The following is a 1065-nucleotide window of genomic DNA, read 5'->3' as shown; positions in this document are numbered from 1 at the left end:
AGCTGTCGCTTCGGCTCGCGGGCATCGTGGTCATCTCCCTGCTCGTGTGCGCGCAGGCATCGACGAACGCGCTCCGCTTCTCGGCGGACACGGCGGCCCGCATCGCACGGTTCGCCGACCGGAACGACATGCGGTTCCGGCTGTGGAGACCGGGCGGCGGATACGAGGGGCTGCCGTTTTCGAGCGGAGTCGATCATGCGCGATTCGCGACCGTGAGCGGATCCCGACGCGGAACGCCGGTCGAGTTCGGGAACCTCGTGTCGCGTGCCCAGGCGGGGTTCCTCGATCGGCACGTCGGGTACATCGCGATCCGGCTCCCGGAGCGCCTGCCGCCTATGGCGGTCGACGCGGGGCGGCTGGCTCGCGTGTTCGGGGTGCCTCTGCCGAGTCAGAGGCACCGGTCGCAGCGGGTGGACGTCGGGGCGGGGCGTTCGTTCCGTCTCTACGTGGCAGACGGTGCGGAGCCGGTGGCGCGGGCGCTGTTCGATCCGGAGACGGTCGCCCTGTTCGCTCGCGTCGCGACGCGGTTCGACGCGGAGTTCGCGGGGCGGCACCTGATCCTCTCCTCGCGGCGACTCGTCTCGACGGGCAGCGCGTGGCGCTGGCGGGAGGAGATCCGGCTCGTCGACGAGGTCGTCGCCGTGCTGGGGGCGTCGCCGGCGTGGGATCTCGTGCGCCGCTGGGCGCGGGGCCGCGGGCCGCAGTACGGTCCGCTGAGGTGGGCGGTCGCCGGCCCGGTCATCACGATCGCGAGCATCAGCGTCGTGGCGATCGCGGTGCTGGTCGCCCTCGCGCTCGGAGCCCGGTCGTGACAGACCTCCACGCGATCGACGCCCGCCCCCTGCGTTCCCGCGTCTCGCGCGCGGAGGCCAGAGGAGAACTTCGCCGATCCTGCGCGCGAGTCGGCTGACGTCGCGCCGCATATGGAGGCGCTCGCCGGTCGGTATCGGACCTCCGCGGTGATCGTCGTCTCCCTGGTCCTCGCCGTCGCGGTGACGCTCGTGTTCACGTTCGGCGACGTCCTCTGAACCCGCTCGGCTGGCCGCTCCATGGCTCCCGAGGTGT

The 1065-nt window shown here is 72.2% G+C and carries 1 protein-coding gene; it reads left to right on the top strand.

Going from position 1 to position 1065, the window contains the following annotated elements; genetic code table 11:
* The coding region (locus NHL53_RS14545; RefSeq protein ID WP_433777613.1) for a hypothetical protein at positions 1–812 on the top strand (812 nt) is incomplete at its 5' end.
* Positions 813–1065: the final 253 nt, after the last annotated feature.

The organism is Microbacterium sp. gxy059, assembly GCF_050958665.1.
Taxonomy (GTDB): Bacteria; Actinomycetota; Actinomycetes; order Actinomycetales; family Microbacteriaceae; genus Microbacterium.
The sequence above is the reverse complement of the archived record's forward strand: the minus strand, read 5'-3'. Positions and strand labels throughout refer to the sequence as shown.